19 protein-coding genes are annotated in these 17,256 nt (G+C 48.7%); 17 read left to right on the top strand and 2 right to left on the bottom strand.

Annotated elements, in window-relative coordinates; translation table 11 throughout:
• Positions 1 to 11 precede the first annotated feature (11 nt).
• Positions 12 to 422 (bottom strand): type II toxin-antitoxin system HicB family antitoxin, encoded by a 411-nt coding sequence (locus ACIFQM_RS17540; protein WP_430065864.1) that lies wholly within the window; start codon positions 420 to 422, stop codon positions 12 to 14.
• A gap of 144 nt (positions 423 to 566) precedes the next feature.
• Entirely contained in the window at positions 567 to 782 is a 216-nt protein-coding gene (locus tag ACIFQM_RS17545) for a type II toxin-antitoxin system HicA family toxin (protein WP_430065866.1), read from the bottom strand.
• 137 nt (positions 783 to 919) lie between these two features.
• Here ACIFQM_RS17545 and ACIFQM_RS17550 point away from each other — a divergent pair, with 137 nt between their 5' ends.
• From ACIFQM_RS17550 to ACIFQM_RS17630, 17 genes are all read left to right on the top strand, one after another.
• Positions 920 to 1,636, top strand: a complete 717-nt coding sequence (locus ACIFQM_RS17550) for a terminase small subunit (protein ID WP_430065868.1) — start codon at positions 920 to 922, stop codon at positions 1,634 to 1,636.
• Positions 1,629 to 3,074 (top strand): terminase large subunit domain-containing protein, encoded by a 1,446-nt coding sequence (locus ACIFQM_RS17555; RefSeq protein ID WP_430065870.1) that lies wholly within the window; start codon positions 1,629 to 1,631, stop codon positions 3,072 to 3,074. The genes ACIFQM_RS17550 and ACIFQM_RS17555 overlap by 8 nt, the downstream gene beginning before the upstream one ends.
• Before the next feature lie 23 nt (positions 3,075 to 3,097).
• Entirely contained in the window at positions 3,098 to 3,316 is a 219-nt protein-coding gene (locus tag ACIFQM_RS17560; RefSeq protein ID WP_430065872.1) for a hypothetical protein, read from the top strand.
• Entirely contained in the window at positions 3,313 to 5,388 is a 2,076-nt protein-coding gene (locus ACIFQM_RS17565) for a hypothetical protein (RefSeq protein ID WP_430065874.1), read from the top strand. Before ACIFQM_RS17560 ends, ACIFQM_RS17565 begins: the two co-directional genes overlap by 4 nt.
• 58 nt (positions 5,389 to 5,446) lie before the next feature.
• Positions 5,447 to 6,403: a hypothetical protein gene (locus ACIFQM_RS17570; protein ID WP_430065876.1), complete on the top strand. Its 957-nt coding sequence runs from the start codon at positions 5,447 to 5,449 to the stop codon at positions 6,401 to 6,403.
• A 14-nt stretch (positions 6,404 to 6,417) separates the two neighbouring features.
• Positions 6,418 to 6,837, top strand: a complete 420-nt coding sequence (locus ACIFQM_RS17575) for a hypothetical protein (protein ID WP_430065878.1) — start codon at positions 6,418 to 6,420, stop codon at positions 6,835 to 6,837.
• A 23-nt stretch (positions 6,838 to 6,860) separates the two neighbouring features.
• Positions 6,861 to 7,820, top strand: coding sequence for a Mu-like prophage major head subunit gpT family protein (locus ACIFQM_RS17580; protein WP_430065880.1), 960 nt, complete (start codon positions 6,861 to 6,863; stop codon positions 7,818 to 7,820).
• A 35-nt stretch (positions 7,821 to 7,855) separates the two neighbouring features.
• Entirely contained in the window at positions 7,856 to 8,008 is a 153-nt protein-coding gene (locus tag ACIFQM_RS17585) for a hypothetical protein (protein ID WP_430065882.1), read from the top strand.
• Positions 7,995 to 8,576, top strand: a complete 582-nt coding sequence (locus tag ACIFQM_RS17590) for a hypothetical protein (protein ID WP_430065884.1) — start codon at positions 7,995 to 7,997, stop codon at positions 8,574 to 8,576. The genes ACIFQM_RS17585 and ACIFQM_RS17590 overlap by 14 nt, the downstream gene beginning before the upstream one ends.
• A 2-nt stretch (positions 8,577 to 8,578) precedes the next feature.
• Positions 8,579 to 11,455 (top strand): hypothetical protein, encoded by a 2,877-nt coding sequence (locus ACIFQM_RS17595; RefSeq protein ID WP_430065886.1) that lies wholly within the window; start codon positions 8,579 to 8,581, stop codon positions 11,453 to 11,455.
• Between the two features lie 14 nt (positions 11,456 to 11,469).
• The gene (locus tag ACIFQM_RS17600) at positions 11,470 to 11,934 is read left to right on the top strand and encodes a hypothetical protein (RefSeq protein WP_430065888.1); all 465 of its coding nucleotides are present in this window, start codon (positions 11,470 to 11,472) and stop codon (positions 11,932 to 11,934) included.
• Positions 11,931 to 12,071, top strand: a complete 141-nt coding sequence (locus ACIFQM_RS17605) for an XkdX family protein (protein ID WP_430065890.1) — start codon at positions 11,931 to 11,933, stop codon at positions 12,069 to 12,071. Before ACIFQM_RS17600 ends, ACIFQM_RS17605 begins: the two co-directional genes overlap by 4 nt.
• Complete coding sequence (locus tag ACIFQM_RS17610; RefSeq protein ID WP_430065892.1) at positions 12,068 to 12,625, top strand: hypothetical protein; 558 nt, start codon at positions 12,068 to 12,070, stop codon at positions 12,623 to 12,625. Before ACIFQM_RS17605 ends, ACIFQM_RS17610 begins: the two co-directional genes overlap by 4 nt.
• The gene (locus ACIFQM_RS17615; RefSeq protein ID WP_430065894.1) at positions 12,622 to 14,022 is read left to right on the top strand and encodes a hypothetical protein; all 1,401 of its coding nucleotides are present in this window, start codon (positions 12,622 to 12,624) and stop codon (positions 14,020 to 14,022) included. The genes ACIFQM_RS17610 and ACIFQM_RS17615 overlap by 4 nt, the downstream gene beginning before the upstream one ends.
• Before the next feature lie 10 nt (positions 14,023 to 14,032).
• Positions 14,033 to 14,908 (top strand): hypothetical protein, encoded by an 876-nt coding sequence (locus ACIFQM_RS17620; RefSeq protein ID WP_430065896.1) that lies wholly within the window; start codon positions 14,033 to 14,035, stop codon positions 14,906 to 14,908.
• A 45-nt stretch (positions 14,909 to 14,953) separates the two neighbouring features.
• A complete protein-coding gene (locus ACIFQM_RS17625) occupies positions 14,954 to 15,499 on the top strand; it encodes a hypothetical protein (RefSeq protein WP_342417189.1) in 546 nt (181 codons plus the stop codon).
• A gap of 61 nt (positions 15,500 to 15,560) precedes the next feature.
• Positions 15,561 to 17,150, top strand: coding sequence for a hypothetical protein (locus tag ACIFQM_RS17630; protein WP_430065898.1), 1,590 nt, complete (start codon positions 15,561 to 15,563; stop codon positions 17,148 to 17,150).
• The last annotated feature ends 106 nt before the right edge of the window (positions 17,151 to 17,256 follow it).

The raw sequence follows: 17,256 nt of genomic DNA on the forward strand, positions 1-17,256 counted from the left end.
TAACTAATTAGTTAGAATTTTTGTTTAATTCCCAAAGCATCTTTCATAGAGCTTTGAAGGAGCTGGGAAAAGTTCAACCCGGCATCCCGCCCGGCATCCCGCAAGTATTGAGGTACAGTGCAGTTAACTGTGACAGATTTATTTGCTTCGGAATCCCGATAAGGCGGCAGGAACACTTCAACGTATACAATCCGGTCACTGGCATCGTTTAATTCAATGCTGGCCGGATCAGATGGTACAGGAATGTCCGTTTTTGTGTCTTCTAATTCCAATATACGATCAATCAGCATGTTCTTAGCATCAACAACAGCCGTTTGTATATCGGGTGCAAGAACGGCCGTACCGGGAATATCCGGGAAATACAGTCCTAAACCATCATCTGCCTTTTCAACAACAGCAGGGTAAATATAGGTGTTTTTCAATTTATCTCGCTCCTTTTATTTTTGAGACATATGTCTCAATTATAGCCTAAATTTTTTTGAAGCATATGCTTCAAAAATTGGGGTATAGAATTCCCCAGCTTATGAGCCATACTGGAGGTAAGCTTTTGGGGAGAAGCAGAGGGGTTAAAACTTAACCCCTGTAGTCTTCTCGATGCTTTTGAGTGTTCCAATCGGTATGGTGGCTCCTTCGTTGTGGAAACTGATGTCCGCATATCTTGTTGGATCATCTTTATGTTTCCACCGCTTATGACTGCTGCCACCAGAGTGAGTGGGAGAAGGCCCAAACCCTTCTTTTCTCAGCCGCTTGGTTAACTCTCTAACTGTTATTTGTTTCGGCATCGCTTACCTCCTTTCTATACTCTTATTATAACACGCATTATCATGCGTGTCAACTAATTATGCGTGTTATTATGCGTGTTTCTTTGAAGGGTCGCCAATGGCGGTTTTTTTTATTCCACTGAAAGGAGCTGATCTGTGTGGCATTGACAGCCAAGCAGAAATTATTTGTAAAGGAGTACCTGGTTGATCTCAATGCCACACAGGCGGCGATCAGGGCAGGATATAGCGAGCGTACAGCTAGGAAGATAGGTAATGAGAACCTTACAAAACCAGACATTCAGGCAGCAATTGACAAAGCAATCAATAAGCGAGCTGCTAAAGTCGAGATTACAGCCGATATGGTGTTACAGCGCTGGTGGGATATCGCCACTGCCGACCCTAACGACATCATCCATTTGCGCCGCACATGCTGCCGTTATTGCTTTGGTAAGGATCATCAGTACCAGTGGAAAGACGAGTACGAGTACGAACGAGCTGTAAGTCGTGCAGAGGACGAGGCCCAGCGTCAGAGTGAAGAGAAGGGCAAAGAGATTCAGCCGCTTATCCCATCTGACGCTGGCGGTTATGGCTTCGACGAGCTGGAACGGCCACACCCTAAGTGTCCTAATTGTTTGGGTGAAGGCAGGGCAGACGTGCATATCGAAGACACGCGACACTTAAACGATAAGGCCAAGCTATTGTATGCCGGACTTAAGACCACAACCACAGGCATTGAAATTAAGATGCAGGATCAGGGTAAAGCGCTTGAAAATGTGGCGAGACACTTGGGGATGTTCAAGGATAAGGTGGAGCTGACTGGCAATGAAGGCGGCCCCCTGCAAGTCATCTTTGATAAGGGGATGCACAATGAGTAATACCGTTATTATTCCTTACAAGCCTCAGCCTCGGCAGCAAGTATACCATCAGACCAATGACATCGACGAGTTGCTTTACGGCGGTGCGGCAGGTGGAGGTAAATCGGAGGCTACCATATGGGATGCGCTCAAGTACGCTATGCAGTATCCCGGCAGCCGGCAGATCATCTTCCGACGCACTTTCCCCGACTTGCAACGGTCGATCATAGCAAGGACAATTGAGGTTTACCCTAAAAAGTTGGGCAAGTACAATCAGAGCAAGCACGAGTGGGCCTTTGTCAACGGCTCCATCATCGAGCTTGCTTATTTTGATAGCGACGCGCACAAGACCAATTACCAGGGCGCTGAGTATGATGTTATCCGGTGGGAGGAGTTGACTCAGTTTGAAGAAGGCTGGTACACGTATATGTTATCCCGGCTGCGCGGCTCAAAGCCCTTCCCACGTTACGTTAAGAGCACGACTAACCCTGGTAATGTTGGTCATGCTTGGGTTAAAAAGCGGTTTATTAATATTGGGCCGTGGGAGCAGATGCATGAGGTGCAAGAGACGGACGACACTGGTACGCCGCTTGTGCATCCAGATACAGGCGAGCCGATTATATCCCGGCGTATCTTCATCCCGGCTAAGGTTCAGGATAACCCGGCGCTGCTGGAGGCCGATCCTAACTACATTGTCCGGCTGATGCATCTTTCTGAGCAAGAGCGCAAGCAATTGCTGGATGGGGATTGGGACACATTTGCGGGGCAGTATTTTAGTGAGTTTTCTCGGGTTCTGCATGTGGTTGAGCCATTCGATATCCCTCGCGATTGGAAGAGATATCGGGCACTTGATGAGGGCTACACAGATCCATTTGTTTGCCTGTGGATTGCGTTAGCTCCTGATGGCACAGCGTACCTTTACCGTGAGTTGGCTCAGACTAGGTTGCTTACATCGGAGCAAGTAGAGGTTGTGCGGCTTAATAGCCCAGTGTCAGAGCGTTATGAATACAGCGTGGCTGATACGTCATTTTGGAATAGGGCCAAGACGGAAAATATCACACCCGCAGAGATATTTGCGCAAAAGTCCGTTCCACTCATCCAGGCTAAAAAGGAACGTGTAAACGGATGGAAGCGACTGCGCGAGTGGCTGCATCCCTATGACGCTATAGATCATGTGACGGGCAATACCTACAAGGCAACTAGGCTCAAGATATTCGATACTTGTATCAAGGCTATAGAGGCAATACCGGCCATGGTTCATGACGGCAAGAAGGTGGAGGACGCTGCGGCGCACCCACTGGATCACATACCCGATGCCCTACGGTATTGGGTTATGAGTCAGCCGACCCCTGCCAAGGGCGAGAAGCCTTGGGGGGCGAATGCGGAGTCTATTCCTGACAGGCCATCTGGTGACGATGACGAAGAAGACGATATGCCAGAGGTTGAAGGTTTTTGGTAATTATACAGACTGGAGGATGAAAAATGGGAATTGCATATATGGCGGTGAGCGTGCTGTTCATCGTCTTTTTGTATTTGCGGATACGTGACCAGGACAGGCTGATCAAAGACCTCATGGACAGGCTGGCTGCCCGTAATCATGCCGAATACGTAGCTTCCAAAGGCTTTACTGAACGCCCCCCAGACGATAAGCCAGCAAAGCGTCTGAGTTGGTATGATGACCCAATGGAGGACGAACAATGAAGCTACTTGAGAAGGTAAAGGGGATATTTAGCGGCGAGGATGTTACAGATTCGACCAATCCGAATACGTCCGAACAGCAGATAATCTGGGACACGGTTCATGAGGATTATCAGATATTCAAAGCGGCGCGGCAGCCAATAGAGGAACACTGGCGCGAAGAACAGCGTTTTTACATGGGCGATCATTGGTATGGCTTGCGTACTGAGGCAACGTCCAAACGTAGACCGAATGCGGTAGATAATATCGTGTTTTCGCAGATTGAGTCCATTGTCGGTAAGCTGGCAGGTTGGATGCCTTACCCTGATTTTTCTGCCCCTGAGCCGAGCGACGAGACCAAAGCGCGGGATCTAAACGACTTTATGCCCTATGAGCTGCGTAAAATCCAGTTCAAGCAGAAACATATGCGCGCGGTGAGGCGTATGGTCATCCACGGGCCGCTGATTTATAAAACCATCTTTGATCCGACTGTAGAGGGCGGCAGAGGAATGAATCGCTATACTGGCCGCAATGATATCCTGCCTGTTGACTTGGCTACGTTTTTTCCAGACCCCCGCATCAATGATTTCATCTATCTGCAACAGATGTCGGCTGCCATAATTCATACTCGCCAGCCATTGGAATACTTCCGGAAGCGCTGGCCGGGGCAAGGGGCTAAGGTACAGCCGGATAACGGATCTGCTGACGTAGACATTTTTGTGGAGACGCCGGAGAACCGCATCCATACCACGGATAAGACGTCTGGCCTAATCGAGTATTGGTATCGCGGTCTGCCTAAGCTGGTCACGGATGAGGATAAGGAGCTATTTTCGGAGCTTGCCGAAGAGATGCTTGCCCGTGATGCTGATCCGTCCGAGATGGTAGCCAAGGCAGCAGGCCAGATGGAGGGTGTGCACTGTATCTACATTTCCACCAGCGGGGTCATGCTAGAACATAAGTCGTATGTGTATGATCATGGACAGTACCCGTTCACAGCTCGTACACTTTACCCCGAAGAGGGAAGTGTGTGGGGTAAGGGGTTTGCTCGTGACATGATTAAGCCGCAGATCATCAAGAACAAGTATGCGGAGATCGCCGTCGAGACATCGGCTAAGATGGGCGGTTCAGCGATTGCATATGAGGAAGGGGCAATTTCCAAGCCTCGAACATGGCAGGAGCAGCGCGGGCTTCCTGGTGCGATGCTGCCTGTGGCTCCTGGGCGCTTAAATGATGTGAAGGAGTTGCAAGGAGTAAATGCTCCAGCGACCGTATTCAATGCGCTCAACTACTACGACGAGATGTTGCAAAAGATTCCAGGCCAGTTTGACAGCTCCAATGGTCAGGCCAGCAGCAAAGTGACCAGTGGGGAGCAGGCCAAGGCACTTATGGCCGCCGCTGGCACACGACTTAACACGGCGTCTGACATGATCCAGGAGGCACTGGAAGAAGTGTTCGCGCAGTACGTGGAGCTAATTGCTCAGTTTTATACCACAGAGCGAATTGCTCGTGTGACTGGTCGCAATGTGTCGATCAGTCGTGAAGCGATCGTGTCCCATGTGCCATCTGAGTTCCAGACGGGGAACATGGTTGGCGATCCTGAAACGGGGCAGGAGCAGCCGGAAGTGCTTCCGGTACAGGAAGAGTTCGTGCCGGAATTTGATATCTTAGTCAACATTAGCGTAGACAAGCCGCAAGACCGCGAATACTGGCTCCAGCTTGTTTTTAACCTCATGAACATGCGCGACCCGATCACGCAGTTGCCGATGGTGGATGCCGAGGCTGTGCGATTCGTCATCCAGACAGGTCGTATGGAGTCAATGGATGTCATTAAACGCCGGATCGAAGAATCAGCAGGGACGCAACAACAGTTTGCTCAGGCTCAGCAGCAAGCACAGGAAGCGCAAGCCCAAGTACAGCAGTTGAGCCAGCAGAATCAGGCTATGGGTCAACAGCTTCAGCAGTTTGGTGGAGATCAAGCGCAGCGCGAACAGCGTGATAGGGAGTTTGAGCAGGGGATGAAACAACAGAAGATGAATCTGGATGCTGCCAAGGTTGCCCATCAACTGATGCAGCCACAACGATCAGGCCAAGGGTGAGAATCCTTTGGCCTATTTATATTTCCGCCAGCCATAGCGGACAAGGAGGAACAACGACATGACTAACCCTAACGCCAGCCAAAGCGAAGAGGTTCAGCAACAGCAACAGGAACAGATGAGCAATGATGATGAGGTTCGTGAGTATTACAAAGCCTTCGGCATTGATTTTCCTGAGAGTGGAGATCCCGAAGGAGACCCGGACTTGAGCCTGGAAGAGCAGGATGATCCCGCCATAGATGATCCAGCAACCGAACCAGAGCATAAAGGTATTCCGGTCAAGTACAACGGACAGGAAGCGGTAGTACCGGATGACCAGGTCAGAGGCTATGTCGAAAAAGGCATGAACTATGACAAGATCAAAGACCGTAGCCAGCAGTATGAAGTGGCTCTGAATCGTCTTGCACGCCAGCAAGGATTCAAGGATCACGCCGAGCTGCTGGATAACTTGGATCGTATTGAGCAGGAGGCGGCACAACAGAAGCTTAACGACTTCGAGCAGGTCAGGGCTTCGTTACGCGAGGATGCCGAAAATGCAGGCATTGACCCTGATTTGCTGGATAGGTATCTGGACAACCATCCGTTGCTACAGCAAGCGCAGGAAGCTGTACAACGCAGCCAGCAGGAGCAGGAGTACCGGAAGCAGGAAGAGCTTAATCAGCGTCAGCTTGCAGGTTGGCAGATGCTGTTTGACAAGTATCCCACGTTAGCTGACCAGGTAGACGCGGACACGGGTACCGCCGCTTGGATGACCCCTGAAATGCACGTACGCCTGGAGCGAGGGTATGACCCTGTAGATGCCTATGAGCTTGTACACCGTGACGCGCTAGCTGCCCAGACACGGAAGCAGGCTGAGCAGACTGTCATTAAGGCGCAGCGGCTTAATAAGAGAGCTCAAGTGGAGACGAATCCAACTGGCAGCCTGGAGCCGCAAGCACCAGAAGAGTTGACGGCTGCATTTTCCCTATTCGGGATTGACCCGAAAAACGCGCAGAAATACGCGAAGAACTTCAAATAGGAGGTAAGTACGATATGGCACAAGGATTTCGATATGTTTACAACGATTATGGTAAAGACCCGACTCGTATTACAAGTTTGCTGATGACGGATGCTGAGGCTGGTCTGGCGGGGGAGGCTATCAAGATTGTAGCGGGTAGGGTTACGAAAGCAGGCCCTACGGATGCGATTGCAGGTTTTCTTACCACTAATGTTACCGCAGGCACCAATCAGTCGGTGGAATTTGTTCTAGCTCGTGAGGGTGACTGGTATGACGGTCCGTACACAGGGACAGCGGCTGCCGGATTCGTGGCGGGAGCTAACGAAGTTGCTCTAGCTGCTAACGGGCTTTCTGCTGACGCGGTAACCGTAACCGGTGGCGCACTTGTCGTATTTGATGTAAACACAAACAAAAAGACAGCACGGTTCAAAGTACGCAACCGTCAACTGTCCTAGGATTGAGAGGGAGGAATTAACCTATGCAGACAGCATTGAGATGGGACCCACGTGTCCTGGAACCGATTTTCAAAGAACTGTACAAGATGGAGATGTCAAACAAGAAGGATTTTATTCCGCTACTCTATAACGTGACTAACTCCACAAAAGCGATGGAGTCGTATAACGGAGTCGGTGGCGAAGGTCTCATGGAAGAATGGGGCCACTCGAACAACCAAGTCTACTATGAGGACGTAGACCAGCTCTGGCAGAAGATAATCAAAAACCGTAAGTTTTCGGATGGCCGTATTATTGATCGGGATTTCATCGACGATTTGCAACTTACGGAGATTAAACGCCGGATCACTTCCTTGGCTGATGCAGTGTACAAGACCAGACAGCTTCAGGGTGTGGAGTTCCTGAATAACGGCTTCGACGCACAAGGGGCGAACTGGCGTGGCCGCACAGAAAGCTATCTTGGTCCTGATGGTAAGCCGCTGTTTGCCGCAGATCATCCGTACAGCCCGACGAACAACACGGATGTGCAGGGGAATCTGGGTAATAGCCCTCTGACTATTGACGCATGGGATGATACAGCTGTAGCCATGCAAGAGTGGAGAGACGATAAAGGCAATCCGATGGCGGTGATCCCTGATACGTTGATCGTGGCACCGTATAATGCGCGTGCAGCCTTCAAGATTGCCGGATTGCCAGATGCGGATTTGCCGAAGTACGAACCGGGATCGAATAACTTTGATGCCAACATGTATATGGGGAACATCAAAGTTATCGTCAATCCGTTTATTCATCCGTCCAAGCGTAAAAACTGGTATGCTGCCGACTCTGCTCGCCTGCGCCAGTTCAATATGTGGCAAGAACGTCGGAAGGTTGAAAATGGCACAATGACGGACTTCGACACAGAAGCTGCAAAGTACAAAGCGATTGGTCGTTGGGCTTACGGCTTTGTTAATTACTCGTTCATTTACGGTCATAAGGTAGACTAGGGGCTTCGGCCCTTTTTGCTTGGGAGGTGTAATTTATGTACAGAGATGAATTGGATGCGCTGAACGCCATCCACCAAGAGCAGCAACGCACCAATGAGTTACTGGAGCGGCTGCTGGAGCAGAGACAACCTGTCCAAAAGCAGACAAGCCGCAAGCCAGAGAAGGTGAGTCGCGATGAAGGTAAGTGACGTAGTGGAGGAAATTATCGAGAAGTCACCGCATACGCTGTCTCCTGCGTCCATCTTGCGGAAGATCACACAGGTGCGAGATCGTCTGCTGCGGAATCTTGGTTCCGCGCAACAGCAGTCAGAGACGGTTTGTACGGCTATCGACTTGGTTAAGGGTCAGGTATCCTATACGCTGCCTTGTCCGCAGAGTGCTGTTACTGAGGTAACAATGCTGTACAGTGAGCAGTACATCCGGCTTCCGCTGCGCCAGTTTCACAACGCATCCATTAAGCCATATCACTATTTTCAGGCGGGGCAGATCGGTATCGTACCGACGCCGCAGGAAGATGTGCCGTATGGCATTAAGGTGTTTCACGCGCCGGTGCTGTACCCTTTGCAATTGCAGGACATGGACAAGGATACCGGCTTTGATCCAGATTACGACATGTTGTTGGTGTACGGCGTGTTGCGTGAGATTACCAGCGGTGCCGAGGCTCAGGAATATAGCGCCAAATACGATCAGTTGTATATTGAGTACCAATCAGCCAGTAATGGCTATGAACGGTATTCTGTAGATGAGAGGTGGTAGCAATGAGCAGATACCCGTGGAGGGATACAAGCAGCGATATAGCAGGCGGACAACCGCCACAGTGGGAAACGCCGGGAGGCGCACAGGCGAAGGCTGACAAGGCGGAGGAAGAGTCCAAGAAGTATACGGATGAAAAGAACGCGGACTTTACGGCTCACGTCCAGAACGCAACTATCCACGTTATGCAGTCTGACAAGGATAACTGGAACAGTAAGGCTTCTGGCGTTCACACGCATGCCAATGCGACTCCTACAATGCCGGGTTTTGAATCTGCTGCGGATAAAACCAAACTGGATGGAATTGAGGAAGGGGCAAACAATTACGTGCACCCGGCTACGCATCCACCGTCTATTATTGTTCAAGATACATCTAATCGCTTCGTGACAGATGCAGAGAAAGCTGCGTGGAATGCCAAAGCGGAAACGACAACAGCATCACCAGCAGCTAAAGGGCTTATGTCTTCTGCGGATAAAACGAAGCTAGACGGTGTTGAGTCAGGCGCCGAAGTCAATCAGAATGCTTTTGCTATGATTAAAGCGCCGGGTCAAGGTGATGTAATTGCTGGTTCCAAACAGGAGACGATTAACTTTGCAGGTGGAACGGGCATTACTGTTACGACTGATCCGGCAGGCAAAAAGGTTATGATTACAGCTACCGGGGAAGCTACACCAGGACCACACGCATCGTCTCATATCACAGGAGGCACAGACATTATTCCTGATGCTGTGGTAGGCGGCGCTTCTGGGCTTATGAGTGGTGCTGATGCAGACTTTGTACGTAATACTGGTGAAACCAAGACAGGGGCACAGGCTAAAGCGGATGCTGCTAAGACAGAGGCAGTAGCTGAGGCTAATACGTATGTTAATGATGTGATATATCAACGCTTTGGGATTGCGAGAAACATTCCCATCACATTGCAGCCAGGAGTACAGATTGTCAAAGCAGATCGTCAGGCTGTATTTAGTTTAACAGGATTGACAGGTAAAACGGTAATCGACTATGACGGTCAAAAAGGCGTGTTCGGTGTCCGTAACCCCTACGCTATTCGCTACGGGGAGAATTTATTGCCGAGCTTCTATGAATGGACTGTGCATAGTAATGCTAAAGTAACAAGTCCAAATGCACTAAGTCTTGTTACTGCACAAAGTACTCAGGAGCTTTCGTATTATGACTGTAGGGCTGTAATTGTCGGACAAAAATATACAGTTTCTTTTCAAGGGACAGGCAAGGCGATTATATCTTTTGTGGATGCGACGAATTCAGCACCTACAAGGGTTATCGTTTCATCCGCAACGCCTGTCACTTTTACAGTGCCTAATGGAACGGTATATATCCGTGTGTATGTGGGCAATCTCATAAGTTACACCGATGAAAACAATCCCTCCACATACACATATGCTGCGGGAACATATACGTTTAGTAATATGATGCTCAACATCGGCAGTGTAGCCAAACCATTCAAGCTACGAGAAGACTCCATGCTTGCTCTACAAACAGATCTGTACGCTGATCCGGTTACAGGTGCAAATGCAGATACGGTGTTCGAGCGGGACGGGCAGTATTTCAAATCGAAGAAATGGCACAGGGTGATATTAGATGGGACGATAACACAATCCTTCTTCGGATCTGGTGCAGGCTTTAAGGCTGTTAATGGACTTTTGCCTGTTGCACCTGCCCTAGATGGATCAGGCTTATTGACAAAATACCAAGGGAGATTCATTAAAGAAACAGACTACGCCACCGTAAGTAGTGGAGCGGATCAGCTGAATATAGGTTCTTCAGGTGCTAATGGGGTATTTGATAATTTTCAAATTTCTATTTCTAGCGCAGACAGTGGATGGGGGGATAACTACACACCGTCAACGGAAGAGATTAAGGCGTATTTTATGGGTTGGAAGATGTACGATACCAGCGTAGGGAGTACAGTAGCACCGTATAATCGTACAGATGGACAGTCCAAGGGATGGGTCCGACGTAGATTATCGGACGGCGCATTTGTTGATGGCTCTGGAACATTGCCGACAACGCAGGCAGCAGAGTACACGCCTTATAAACTCGTATACCAACTTGCAACGCCTACAGTCGAGCCTATTGTTTCTGAGGGGCAACTAACCTTTATCGAGGGAGAAAATCAGGTTGAAGTAGGTACGGGGATTGTGTTGCGTGAATCAGTCAAACCACACCTAGATACTAACTCCAAGACCTACAGCGTGAATGCGGAAGGGTATCCTAGTCCGCTTAAATACAAGTCTAAAGGATTTTTTGCTAATTACGAATCAGGGTATCAATTCTTTGGGTGGAACGTTAATACGGCTGTATTACAGGGTAACGGGCCTTGGTTACAGGCGGTACAAGATGGGTTTGATGCCTCGGGATCGTATAGCACGACGTACTTTATGCGGGACTTGTCGCCTGTCGTAGCCTTTACGGGCAACTACGCAGCTAATGAAAAGACGCTGCTGATGGACTTGGTAGACAGCGTACAACAGAACACGGCGCGTGTGAGCGTGTTGGAAAACAAGAAGGCCGATAAGGATAGTCCGTCGTGGATTGCTCCGGCTGGACTTCGAAACGGATGGATTAAATATACATTGTCATCTGGAAGCATATTAGATGTCGGCTACTATCGGGATAGCGCGAGTGTGGTCTATTTACGCGGAGCGGTAAAAAATGGGTTGACAAGCGTGGGGAATGATATTTTTGTGCTTCCCGAGGGTTACCGTCCCAAGTTTAATCGGAACTTTTCCGTTATTTCGGGGGCGGAATCTGGTCCGGTTATAGCACGGATAGAGGTTAGGCCAAATGGTGTCGTCGCCTTTATATATGGTGGAAACAGCCTTTTATCCTTTGATGGAATTGCATTCTTGGCCGAACAATAAAGGAGGGGGAGTATATGGATAAAGCAGTATGTAGAGTAGATACGTCCGGCTTAGTAGTGGACGAGGTTCTGGTGGACGATGCCTTTAGTGGTGTCGTCCCTTTTTATTCGGACAACTTAGAACAAGAGTCTGAGAAAACCGAGCAAGACGCTGTAGACGCGCCGCAGGAACCAGTAATAGCAGGATACATCGTTGGGGTGCCGTTTCCTGAAGGATTCGGCGCATACGTGACAGAGGATAAGGCGTTTCGCTTTAACTTGGAAACTTTGCTTTGGGAAGAAGGTCTTACAGTCGAAGAGATGTCAGAATTGACCAAACCCACGGATCAAGTTCAAGATGCATCGGAGGTTGTAGGTCAGGAGCTTGCACAGTTGAAGCTTCAAGCCATGCAGCAGAACCAGCTACTAACCAGTATGGGTGCGGAGCTAGCGGCAACTAAACTGGAGCTTATAAACCTGAAAGGGGCTGAAAGCAAATGACATTTTGGAGCCTTGCTTTTAAGTGGAAGTGGGTAACAGCTGAGCAGTTGAGAGGTGCTGTACTCACGGAAAATAATCGCTTTGGAGAAATCACAACGGACGAATACAAGACCATCACAGGAATTGATTTCACATGAATCTAACGCAGATTATAGCCGAAGCGGATCTTCTTGTTCCCAACGAGGTTCCGCAATCAGATAAGGTTGTTTGGCTGAATGCAGTCAATCAAGACTTTTTCAATGTGGTAAAGATTCCAAAGGTAGCGCGTTTTACCTGTGTTGCTGCTCAAACGGATTACGTTTTCCCCACTGACGTACGCCAGAAGAACATTGATTCGGTGCTGATCGGCATGTTTCAGTATAAAAGCTTTGACCGTGAAGACGTGGCACCAGCACAAAACGCCTACTACTTCACGGACGATACCCATACATTGTCTCTCTACCCTGCCCCCTATTCGGACTTGCAGGGATTTTTGCGTTATCGCCGAATTGCAACCAGCGCATTTAGCGTTGGAAATTTAGGAGTCCAACCAGACGCACCGGAAGAATACCATTGGACATACATTCCGGCGCTGGCTGCGTATATCGCCAACAGCCAGGACGACAGCGTTAAAGCTGCTAACTATGAGGGGCAGTATAAGGCGGCGTGGAATGTAGCTGCTCAGAACCATCAGGTAGGTGTTGTAAAGTGAAACCTATTCAATATGGCAGTCCAAATTATCAGCCTTTGCCGGGTATCCTTTCACCTGTTTCCATCCGAGAGTTTCGCGGCCTGAACACTTATGATCCACTGTCCATTGATGACCGGTTCTTAACGGACATGCAAAACATGACAACCAGTGATTATCCGGCTGTGACGACAAGATCTGGATATAGTGTACTGGGACAGGCTGGTAGTCGTGTGCTGGGCATGGGGGTATGGGAAGGTCGAGAGCTTCACGTTGTGTTCAATAATGGCACCTGGCAGCGTTGGAACGGGTCAGATTGGGCTACACTTGCAAGTGGTCTGAATACATCAGCGGAATGGTCGTTCACCAATTTCCAAGGCAACCTCGATCGCGTGAACCTGATTGGTTGCAATGGGGTAGATGCCATGCGTCGATACGATGGTGGCAGCATACAGGGCCTTGGCGGTTCGTCTCCTGCCAGTGGGAAATACATTACTACCTACCAGAATCGTTTATGGTGTGCAGTAGGCAAGGAATTGTGGGCTTCCAAGCTGGACAACCCTACAGTATGGGATAGTTTCCTAACCGAAGAGGGGAGCTACCGCAGACAAATGGAGTCTTCACGCGGGGAACAAATCAGTATGCTTACGGGCAGCCTGACCAAGCTCACTATCGGAATGCCGAACAGCCTGCACGAGTTGTATGGTGGATTGCCTTCCGACTTCAATACGAAGTTGATCACGGAGGATATGGGGCCAGTAGCCAATAAAGCTACAGTGACTCAGGAGGGATTCCTTCGCTTCATGCATAAGACAGGCATATACGACTATGGCGGTGGAACGCTGCCAAGTAAAAGCTTCTCAGATATCATCGGTACTTACTTGGACGGTGTAACCGATCAGAGCGCGGCGGGGACAGACGGCACACGGATGCTTTTTAATATACCGGGAGACAAGTTGCTGGTGTACGATCCGCGTCCAGGCATTCAGGCATGGAGTTTATGGCGTGGCATTCAAGCTGTCCATTTGATCCAGATGGGCAACAAGCTTTACGTGGGCGATGCGCAAGGCCGCGTATTGCGTTTAGAGGGTCAAACAGATGCTGGGAACGCTATTGCTTGGAGTGCGACAACAAAGCCATTTAATGGTGATACAATCGCTCAGAAACAACGATGGTACAAGCTATGGGTGGTTGTGGAGTTGTCTGGCAATATGAATATTCATGTTTCCCCTTCGATCACCGGAGAGGATTGGACGCTGGTCAACTCAATCAGCGGCAGTGGATCACCACAGGTAAGGCGGGTTATTATCCCTGTGGCGAAGTTTACGCGGGAAAATTGGATTCGTGTTCGCTTTTCAGGAACCGGATGGGCACGGATACATGAGTTCACAAGACAAGTGCGGCAGTTGCCGCTTTATTAGGAGGTTTATCATGGCACAATGGAGTGACAGCCCACGCTTGAGTGGGCCACCGGATACACAGGACTTGGGCCAGTTGCTGATATACGTCAAAGACCTTGCCAACACCGTAGCGAAAATGGCGAAGGATTTGGAGTTCATCATTAACGGCAACTTGGATGCCAACAACATCCGGGCAAATAGCATACAGGCCAAGAACTTTCAAGCCGGATCAGTATCCGCAGATAAGATTCAGGCCGGGGCAATTAGCGCTGACAAGATTCAAGCAGGCGCAATCACCTCAGAAAAGATTCAAGCTAATTCGGTAACGGCAGACAAGATCCAAGTGAGTCAGCTTTCCGCTATTTCAGCCAACTTGGGACATATCACGGCTGGTTTAGTAGAGGCTGTGGAGATATATGGCTCTTATATTGCTACAAGGTATAATGACTATCCGCGTGCTGAAATGAGCTGGAACAATGATTTATTTGGCGCTTATTTCGACAGCAGAAATTTTATAAGAATCATTGCGAATTACGGCGGGGCTCCTGCACTTGAGTTTTTCACAAACGGGGCGGTTAAAGCTCGGTTGCAAACGTTATTTGGATATATGTCGTTGGAGTCCTACGGACCGTTAGCTATAGAAGCTACAAATGGCGGAAATATAGCGCTTAACACATCAGGAGATGTTACGGTAAGAGATTTTAGTAATTTTAGGGATAACAACTCAGGTCGCAGCCTTAATCAGGAACTGGCTGGTAAAGCTGATGCAAACATTTCAACTGGCGGATCTGGGAGTCATAACCACGGCATACCTGATGGGGCGAAGTTCGAAGCGGTGGACGGGACAATTTATACTTGGCGGACTGCTGGCAACCATACTCATGCACAAATAAGTCAAGGGAACTAGATTTATATGGTATAATGGTGCCAAAAATAACATTGAGGTGCCATTATGAAAAACATTAAAACTATTTCTACTCTTTTGGTTGGTATTGTTATTGGCTTAGGTATTTCGTTTTCCCCTCAAATTCAAGCGGCTGCCGATAAACTGGTTGGTCAAAAAGTGACCAAAACGATGGACGTTAAATTGAACGATAAGTCTATTGGTCAAGCGGCTGTAATAGAAGGGACTAGCTACTTGCCTGTGCGCGCGCTGTCCGAAAATTTAGGTGTTACCGTAGGCGTAAATAACACAGAAATCAAACTACGGCAAGAGGGGAGTGGTTCTGTGAGTGAGGTTAAAGCACAAGATTCTGTTGTCTCACAAGAGGATGAGGATTACGCTAAATCCAAGAAAATAGAAACTCTAAAAAACACTATTGATAATACTGAAAAGAGATCAAAGGAACTTCAGGTAAGAGTGGATCATTTTGAAAAGAATTTAACGGAAGAGCAGAAGGAAAGTGATCCTTTTTTTAAATCATATAAGCAAGAAATAGAAAATAATTCCAAATTAATAAAAGAGGCACAACAAGAACTAGAAAAACTACAAAAATAAATAATCTTCAAGGACTCTCAATCGGGAGTCCTTTTTTCATGCTCAGAAACGGAGGTGCGCAATGGCAATCACCAATAATTACGGTGTCCGGCAGGCGCTTAATAGCAAAGGAGTGAATAACAGCCGGATTGGATATAGCAATGGATATGTAACGGTAGATGGCAAGAATTTTCTTAAAGCTGGTTCTGTCAACAATGGATCGGCTATGACCACACAGCAAGGCTTTAATAATGCGTGGAGTAGCTTGAAGCCTACCAGTGCTCCTGTGAGTGTTCCTAATCAACCCAAGTCTTCTTCAAGCCCAATGGTTCAGGCTGCTACCAGTTTTCAAAGTTCGCCACAGGCCACGTATACTCCTGTACAGCGGCAGACGGAACAAACGTTGCAGCGTATGAACGATATGATTAACAATCAGCCATCGTTCCAGTATAAGGCTCCTGATCCGTGGAGTTACAATCCGCAGGATGATCCATCGTATACATCGAGTCTCGCAGAGGCTAAGCGGAACATCGAAACGGAACAGGCTGATACGAATGCGCGGTTACGTGCCAACGGGCAGGGCAAGTCTTCCTACTCTGAATTGGTATCAAATCAGGTTGCAGACAACACCATGTCGAGTCTTGCTAATACACTTGTACCGCAGCTCATGCAGCAGTCCTATTCGCGCTATGCAGATAATGCAAACCGTGACATGCAACTCCAGCAACTGAACTATGGTGTGCAGCGGGATAAGATGGGCGACCTTACTAATTTGTACGGTCTGCAAAATCAGGAGTATTTCCAGAATCCGATTACGGAGGGACAACTCACGGGGAATTATCTGCCAGCAGAAGGACGACAAGCAATTGATCAATTGTTGTCTCTCAAGCAACAGGCCGAGGTTAAAGGCGTTACAGCGGAGCAACGCGCCAGCCTGACGCAACAAGCAGATGGTATCCGCGCCCAGCTTTCGGCGTTGGGGATTGATCCGAGTAAGTATGGAGCTAACGTGAATTACAATTCAGCACGTACTGCAAGCCCAGGTATTCGAACGCTTCAAGGGCAACAAATGGACTTGCAAAACCGTCAAGCGAATCAACAAGCCGCTAATGCTGTTAGTGAGTTGAGCGGAAAACTGGTTACACCGCAGAGCGACTGGCAGGGACTCTACCGACAGGCTTCTAATCCGAATGCACCACAGACGTTCCAGGCACAGCAGTTTGCGTATCAGAAGGCCCGTGACGCGATTACGGATCAGCAATGGCGTTTGAAATTTGATCAAGACGTTCAACAGTTCGGCATGAGTTATGCGTTACAAAATCTTCAAGAGCAGAATAACACAGCCTTCCGCCAGGCTAGTCTTGCAATAGACCAAGACCAAAACACTCGTTCATGGCTTGAGTACGGGGACGGCGTTAATGGCGCTGGATCTAATTCTAAGTACACCGGGTTCACTACGAATCAAGCGTCCGATATGGCGTTTAATAGATTCGCTGATCCGAAGACCAAGAAACTGCCTACTGATTCCACGTCCAAGGACGCGATGTATCAGTACGTCATGGGTTTACAGCTTAACGATGGTGATGATGCCCGTGTACTTGGATCGCTTGGTCTGACTTCTAAAGAAATAGCGAATTTGGATAAAAAGTATGGGGTTATATCGGGAAACTGACTAGCCCCGGTGGATCCGGGGCCTACAAAAACTATTACAAAGCTACTAAGGATGCTAAAGCTAACCCGAGAAATTATGCGGTTGCATCTAGTACAGCATCAGATTT

It is taken from the genome of Paenibacillus sp. NRS-1782 (genome assembly GCF_050467685.1).
GTDB classification, from domain to species: Bacteria; Bacillota; Bacilli; order Paenibacillales; family Paenibacillaceae; genus Paenibacillus; species Paenibacillus terrae_A.

What these genes read in the sequence shown, in the direction of transcription:
- ACIFQM_RS17545 (WP_430065866.1), bottom strand. Translation starts at nt 782, where the DNA reads ATGCCGAAACAAATAACAGTTAGAGAGTTAACCAAGCGGCTGAGAAAA.
- ACIFQM_RS17555 (WP_430065870.1), top strand. Translation starts at nt 1,629, where the DNA reads ATGAGTAATACCGTTATTATTCCTTACAAGCCTCAGCCTCGGCAGCAA.
- ACIFQM_RS17560 (WP_430065872.1), top strand. Translation starts at nt 3,098, where the DNA reads ATGGGAATTGCATATATGGCGGTGAGCGTGCTGTTCATCGTCTTTTTG.
- ACIFQM_RS17565 (WP_430065874.1), top strand. Translation starts at nt 3,313, where the DNA reads ATGAAGCTACTTGAGAAGGTAAAGGGGATATTTAGCGGCGAGGATGTT.
- ACIFQM_RS17570 (WP_430065876.1), top strand. Translation starts at nt 5,447, where the DNA reads ATGACTAACCCTAACGCCAGCCAAAGCGAAGAGGTTCAGCAACAGCAA.
- ACIFQM_RS17575 (WP_430065878.1), top strand. Translation starts at nt 6,418, where the DNA reads ATGGCACAAGGATTTCGATATGTTTACAACGATTATGGTAAAGACCCG.
- ACIFQM_RS17580 (WP_430065880.1), top strand. Translation starts at nt 6,861, where the DNA reads ATGCAGACAGCATTGAGATGGGACCCACGTGTCCTGGAACCGATTTTC.
- ACIFQM_RS17585 (WP_430065882.1), top strand. Translation starts at nt 7,856, where the DNA reads ATGTACAGAGATGAATTGGATGCGCTGAACGCCATCCACCAAGAGCAG.
- ACIFQM_RS17590 (WP_430065884.1), top strand. Translation starts at nt 7,995, where the DNA reads ATGAAGGTAAGTGACGTAGTGGAGGAAATTATCGAGAAGTCACCGCAT.
- ACIFQM_RS17595 (WP_430065886.1), top strand. Translation starts at nt 8,579, where the DNA reads ATGAGCAGATACCCGTGGAGGGATACAAGCAGCGATATAGCAGGCGGA.
- ACIFQM_RS17600 (WP_430065888.1), top strand. Translation starts at nt 11,470, where the DNA reads ATGGATAAAGCAGTATGTAGAGTAGATACGTCCGGCTTAGTAGTGGAC.
- ACIFQM_RS17605 (WP_430065890.1), top strand. Translation starts at nt 11,931, where the DNA reads ATGACATTTTGGAGCCTTGCTTTTAAGTGGAAGTGGGTAACAGCTGAG.
- ACIFQM_RS17610 (WP_430065892.1), top strand. Translation starts at nt 12,068, where the DNA reads ATGAATCTAACGCAGATTATAGCCGAAGCGGATCTTCTTGTTCCCAAC.
- ACIFQM_RS17620 (WP_430065896.1), top strand. Translation starts at nt 14,033, where the DNA reads ATGGCACAATGGAGTGACAGCCCACGCTTGAGTGGGCCACCGGATACA.
- ACIFQM_RS17625 (WP_342417189.1), top strand. Translation starts at nt 14,954, where the DNA reads ATGAAAAACATTAAAACTATTTCTACTCTTTTGGTTGGTATTGTTATT.
- ACIFQM_RS17630 (WP_430065898.1), top strand. Translation starts at nt 15,561, where the DNA reads ATGGCAATCACCAATAATTACGGTGTCCGGCAGGCGCTTAATAGCAAA.